General features: G+C 71.0%; 6 protein-coding genes. All 6 read right to left on the bottom strand.

The window, feature by feature from the left end:
* The coding region (locus VNT50_RS04380) for a ferredoxin family protein (RefSeq protein WP_325483418.1) at positions 1-171 on the bottom strand (171 nt) is incomplete at its 3' end.
* Entirely contained in the window at positions 168-1,577 is a 1,410-nt protein-coding gene (locus VNT50_RS04375) for an FAD-dependent oxidoreductase (RefSeq protein ID WP_325483882.1), read from the bottom strand. The genes VNT50_RS04375 and VNT50_RS04380, both read right to left, overlap by 4 nt.
* On the bottom strand, positions 1,574-2,374 hold the full coding sequence (gene cobA / locus VNT50_RS04370; protein WP_414683937.1) for a uroporphyrinogen-III C-methyltransferase: 801 nt from the start codon (positions 2,372-2,374) through the stop codon (positions 1,574-1,576). The genes VNT50_RS04375 and cobA overlap by 4 nt, the downstream gene beginning before the upstream one ends.
* Positions 2,371-3,306 carry an ABC transporter permease gene (locus VNT50_RS04365; protein ID WP_325483881.1) on the bottom strand — a complete coding sequence of 312 codons (936 nt, stop codon included), beginning with the start codon at positions 3,304-3,306 and terminating at the stop codon, positions 2,371-2,373. Before VNT50_RS04365 ends, cobA begins: the two co-directional genes overlap by 4 nt.
* Positions 3,296-4,201: an ABC transporter ATP-binding protein gene (locus tag VNT50_RS04360; protein ID WP_325483880.1), complete on the bottom strand. Its 906-nt coding sequence runs from the start codon at positions 4,199-4,201 to the stop codon at positions 3,296-3,298. The genes VNT50_RS04365 and VNT50_RS04360 overlap by 11 nt, the downstream gene beginning before the upstream one ends.
* A 1-nt stretch (position 4,202) precedes the next feature.
* The coding region (locus VNT50_RS04355; RefSeq protein ID WP_325483879.1) for an ABC transporter substrate-binding protein at positions 4,203-5,159 on the bottom strand (957 nt) is incomplete at its 5' end.

Genomic DNA, 5,159 nt, shown 5'->3' with positions numbered 1-5,159 from the left:
GTAGTAGATCGCCTCCACGGGGCAGACCGGTTCGCAGGCGCCGCAGTCCACGCACTCGTCGGGGTGGATGTACAGCGAGCGATCGCCCTCGTAGATGCAGTCCACGGGGCACTCGTCGATGCACGCCCGATCCTTGACGTCGACGCAGGGCAGCGCGATGACGTACGTCACGACTCGATGAGCGCGCCGGAGCGCGAGATCTCGACCTGCTCGTCGCGCGAGACGACCTTCACGCGTTCGCGAACGGTCTCCCCCTCGAACGCATCGCCGAGCCCGCGTTCGTGTGCGTCGAGGGCGAGCCAGCCCTCCCACGTCGTGAACGGCACGCCGCGCTCCTCGAGCAGGTCCAGCACGTCGGCGTCGGCATCCACCACCGGAACGGGAAGTATGCCGGCGGCGGCATCCGACACCAGGTGGGTGATCGTCTCGAGCGCATCACCTTTCGTGTGACCGATGAGTCCGACCGGCCCGCGCTTGATCCAGCCGGTTGCGTAGACGCCCGGAAGCGGCGTGCCGGTCTCGTCGATCACGCGACCCTCGCGGTTGGGGATCACCGCGCGCAGCTCGTCGAACGGCACCCCGGGGAGCGGCGAGCTCGCGTAGCCGACCGCGCGATAGACGGCCTGCACGGGATAGTCCACGAACTCGCCGGTGCCCACGACGGACCCGTCGCCCACGGGACGCGTGCGCTCGAAGCGCACGGCCTCGACGCGACCGTCGCCCGTGATCGCGACGGGGCTGTGCAAGAAGTGCAGGTGCAGCCGGCGCGACGCGGTCGGCGTCCAACCGGCGGGCTTGCGCCAGCTGTTGAGCGTGCGCGTCATGACCTTGACCTGGTTGTTGCTCGCGTGCAGCGCCTCGGCGTGCGGGTCGCCGGCCGCGGCCTCGAAGTCCTCGTCGTAGACCACGATGTCGACATCCCGGATCTCGCCGAGCTCGCGAAGCTCGATCGGCGTGAACTTCACGTGCCCGGGCCCGCGGCGCCCGAAGACGTGCACGTCGGTCACGGGCGATGCCACGAGACCGTCGTAGACGTTGGCGGGGATGTCGGTCGAGAGCAGGTCGGCCGGATGCTTCGCCAGAACACGCGCCACGTCGAGCGCGACGTTGCCGTTGCCGATGACCGCGATCGATTCGGCCGTCAGGGGCCATTCGCGCGGCACGTCGGGGTGACCGTCGTACCAGGCGACGAAGTCGGCCGAGCCGTACGAGCCCGGCAGGTCGATGCCGGGAACCTCCAGCGGAGCATCGCGGAGGGCGCCGGTCGCGAAGATGACCGCGTCGTAGCGCTCGCGCAGTTCGTCGACCTCGATGTCGCGCCCGATCTCGACATTGCCGATGAGCCGCACGTCGCCCGAGTCGAGCATCTCGTGCAGCGAGTTGACGATGCCCTTGATGCGCGGGTGATCGGGGGCGACCCCGTAGCGGATCAGGCCGTACGGTGCGGGCAGCGACTCGAAGAGATCGATGGTCACGTCGCCGCCGTATTCGGAGACCTGACGGCGGAGGATGTTGCCCGCGTAGATGCCGGCCGGGCCGGCTCCGACGATCGCGACGCGGAGGGTCGGGAGGGTCATTGCTGCGATGCCTTTCGGTGGGGAGCACCGAGGAGGCTCTCCTCGGTGACGGGTGCGGGGCGAGCGTCGGCGATCGCCTGGGGAGCGTAGGGGCTGAGCGTGACGACGTCTCCGACGACGATCACGGCGGGTGAGCGGATGCTGCGCAGGGCCGCCTGCGCGGCGATCGTGTCGAGCGTGCCGATCGTGACGCGCTGGCGCGCGCCGTAGCCGTCTTCGATGATCGCGACGGGGCAGTCGCCGCCGCGGTCGCCGGAGGCGAGCACGTGCGCGGAGTGTGCGAGCGTTCCGACGCCCATCAGCAGCACGACGGTGTGGTCGCGACCGCCGCCGAGCGCGACGATCTGGTCATGGCCGGTGACGACGGTGAAGGTCGTCGCGATGCCGCGGTGGGTGAGGGGGATGCCGGCGATCGCGGGCACCGAGATGGCGCTCGTCACCCCGGGGACGACCTCGACGTCGACGCCCGCCGCCCGGCAGAACTCCACCTCTTCGCCGCCGCGGCCGAAGATGAAGGGGTCGCCGCCCTTGAGGCGGACGACGCGCTTGCCGGCGCGGGCGAGGCCGACCAGCAGTTCGTTGATGTTGTCCTGCGGCACCGCGTGGTGGCCGGGCAGCTTCCCGACATCCACGATCTCGGCATCCAGTTGGAGTTCGTCCAGCACCGCGCGGGCGCCGAGCCGGTCGGCCACGACGACGTCGGCCGCCTCGAGCGCGCGCAGGCCCCGCACCGTGAGCAGGCCGGGATCGCCCGGGCCCGCTCCCACGAGCGTGACGCGCCCGGTCGAGGCGGTCACTTGGCGCCTCCCGTGACGAGCAGCCCGCGTCCGCGGAGCATCCGCCGCTCGAGCGGGCCGAAGAAGAGCAGCTCGATGAGGATGCCGATGAAGAGGATGAGGAGGATGGTTCCGAGTACGCCGGCGAGGTCGGCGAGCTCGCGGGACTGATCGAGCATCGCCCCCAAGCCGAACCCGATCGTCCCGCCCGTCGCGATGATCTCAGCGGCCATAAGGGAGCGCCACGAGAACGCCCAGCCCTGCTTGAGCCCGGCGACGTAGCCCGGAAGCGCCGCCGGCAGGATCACGATGGTGGCGAGCTGCGTCCGACTCGCGCCGAGCACGGTGCCCACGCGACGCAGCTGTGGCGGCACCTGCTCGACGCCGGAGATGAGCCCGTTGACGATCGACGGGATCGCGCCCATCAGGATCACGAAGTAGACCGTCGCGTCGCTGAGGCCGAACCAGATGATGGCGGCCGGCACCCACGCCACCGATGGCAGCACCTGCAGGCCGGAGATGATCGGGCCCATGGCCCGGCGCAGCGGCTTGACCTCGGCGAGCAGCAGCCCGAGGGGCGTGCCCACGGCGATTGCGATCAGGAAGCCGATGACCCCGCGCTCGAGGCTCGTCGCGACCGCCTCTTGGAGGCGGCCCGACTCCCACGCGTCGCCGAGCGCGGCGAAAACGTCCAGCGGGCTCGGCGCGATGTCGGGGCGCGGCTGCGCGATCGTCACGTACAGCTGCCACGCCAAGAGAAGCGCGCCGACGAAGACGACGGGCGGCACGACGCTCGTGGTGAAGGTGCGCCAGCGGCTCGTCGGGCGCTCGGGATCGGTCTGCAGCCGGTCGAGGCCGGCTTCGAGGCTGCGGAAGTCGTCGCCGTGCGACGAGCGGGCGGATGCCGCGGCATCCGCCTTCTTCACGTCTGTCACGCTCGTCTCAAGCGGCATTGCGACGGATCTCCTTGCGCAGTTTGTCGGTGATCTCGACCGAGAGCGCCGCCACTTCGGGCGATTCGATGCGCCGGCCGACGGTGCGGGTGATGCGCCACTCGTCGATGACGCGGCCGGGCCGGCTCGAGAGCAGCACGACGCGCTGGCCGAGCCGCGCGGCCTCGCGCACGTTGTGGGTGACGAAGACGATCGTGCGGCCGGTGGCGCGCCATACGCGCTCGAGCTCTTCGTGCAGCAGGTCGCGGGTGATGGCGTCGAGCGCCGCGAAGGGCTCGTCCATCAGGAGGACGGGCCGGTCCTGGGCCAGGGCGCGGGCGAGGGCGACGCGCTGACGCATGCCGCCCGAGAGCTCGTGGGGCCGCTTGTCGGCGGCGTCCGCGAGGTTCACCGTGTCGAGCAGCTCGAGGGCCTGGGCCGTGCGGTCTTTGCGAGCGACCCCGCGCAGGCGCAGGGCCAGCTCGACGTTGCGGCGGGCGCTCAGCCACGGCATCAGCGCCGACTCCTGGAACATCACCGCAGAGCCCTCGGCGGGAGTGTCGATGTGTCCCGTCGTGGGCTTGTCGAGGCCCGCGATCAGGTTGAGCAGCGTCGACTTGCCGCACCCGGAGGCGCCGAGCAGGCACACGAACTCGCCGGGCGCGATGTCGAGGTCGACGCCGTCGAGCACGAGCGGGCCGGTGCCGAACCGCTTGCCGACGTCCTGGATCCGCACCGCGGGGTCGGCCGCCGGCGCGGCCGGACGGACCGGCGCGCTCTCGTCGAAGCTCGGGCCGAGCAGGTTGGGTGGGCGCACCGCCGGCGCCGCCGCGTTGGGGGCGTGCGCCAGCGAGCCGGGGCTTTGGGGCGGAGCCCCATTAAGCTCGGCGCCGGTCGGTGCGGACGGGGTCGTCATGTCAGTCCTTGCCGAGTCCTGCGGCCGAGACCGGCTCCGCGCCGGATGCCGTGAGCAGCCCGTTGAGCAGCGTCAGATCGAAGAGGCCGTCGATCGAGCCCTCCTTCTGCGTGCCCGCGGCGAGGCCGTTCTTCACGAGCGTCTCGAACGTGTCGGCGTGCGGATCGACCGAGAACGTGACGTGCTCGAGCGCGCGCGTGATGACATCGTCCGCGAGCGGCTTGCCCGTCTCCTTCTCGATCGCGGCGTTGATCACCTCTCCGGCGGTGTCGGGGTTGTCGCCGATCCACTGCACGGCGGCGATGTGCCCCTCGAGCAGGTCCTCGACGACGTCGGGGTGCTCCTCGAGGAAGTCCGCGCGGACGAGCAGCACGGTGGTCGGGAACTCCCCGTTCTCCCACAGGTCGGCCTCATCGACCAGCACGTGCGCCCCGGCTTCAGAGATCAGCCGGGAGACCCACGGCTCCGGCAGCCATGCGCCGTCGATCGTGCCCTGCTGGAACAGGGTGAGGGTCTGGGCGTTCTCGGTCGGGGTGATGTTGACGTCGCCGCCGCCCGAGGTGTCGGTCTTGTAGCCCTCGTCGGCCAGCCATGTGCGCAGGGCGACGTCCTGGGTGTTGCCGAGCTGCGGCGTCGCCAGGGTCGTGCCCGCGAGGTCACCGGGGTCGTCGATGCCGTCGCGCACGACGAGCGCCGCGCCGCCCGTGGCCGCGCCGGCCACGATGTGCGCGGACTCGCCCCCGGACTGGATGAACGTGTTGATCGACGGGTTCGGGCCGATGTATGTCGCATCGATCGCGCCCGCGGACAGGGCCTCGATCGCGGCCGGGCCGGCGTTGAAGACCTGGGTCGTGAGGTCGACGTCGCCGAGGGCATCCTCGAAGAGGCCTTCCTCGAGGCCGACCAGGGCAGGCGCGTGAGTCACGTTTGCGAAGTAGCCGAGACGGAGCTCGTCGAC

Source organism: Microbacterium sp. (genome assembly GCF_035554235.1).
In the GTDB taxonomy this organism is placed as follows: domain Bacteria; phylum Actinomycetota; class Actinomycetes; order Actinomycetales; family Microbacteriaceae; genus Microbacterium.
This window is presented reverse-complemented; position numbering and strand designations above follow the sequence as displayed.

Bases quoted from the DNA above. Each gene is read 5' to 3' on its own strand.
- VNT50_RS04375 (WP_325483882.1), bottom strand. From the start codon at position 1,577: ATGACCCTCCCGACCCTCCGCGTCGCGATCGTCGGAGCCGGCCCGGCC.
- VNT50_RS04365 (WP_325483881.1), bottom strand. From the start codon at position 3,306: ATGCCGCTTGAGACGAGCGTGACAGACGTGAAGAAGGCGGATGCCGCG.
- VNT50_RS04360 (WP_325483880.1), bottom strand. From the start codon at position 4,201: ATGACGACCCCGTCCGCACCGACCGGCGCCGAGCTTAATGGGGCTCCG.